Annotated in this window: 1 protein-coding gene; it reads left to right on the top strand. The window is 31.3% G+C overall.

Going from position 1 to position 259, the window contains the following annotated elements:
• A partial coding sequence (locus tag ETC07_RS15260) for a sulfite exporter TauE/SafE family protein (protein ID WP_168709234.1) occupies positions 1-259 on the top strand: 259 nt, incomplete at both ends.

Here is a 259-nt window from a genome sequence, read left to right as displayed (position 1 = left end):
AGAGTTTTCAAAAAGAATACATTATATTTCAGGTGCAATTTTTGGGGCTTTATCTGCATTGATTTCTGTTGCAGGTGGTATGTTTATTGTTCCTTATTTACTTGCACAAGGCATAGATATAAAAAAAGCAATTGGTACTTCCTCTGCAATTGGATTTATTTTATCTTTATCAGGTGCCTTAGGTTACATGATAAATGGTTATATGATAAATCATACAAGCCTTGATTACACTATAGGCTTTCTTTTTTTACCTGCAATA

It is taken from the genome of Halomonas borealis (genome assembly GCF_004798905.1).
GTDB classification, from domain to species: Bacteria; Pseudomonadota; Gammaproteobacteria; order Pseudomonadales; family Halomonadaceae; genus Halomonas; species Halomonas borealis.
The sequence above is the reverse complement of the archived record's forward strand: the minus strand, read 5'-3'. Positions and strand labels throughout refer to the sequence as shown.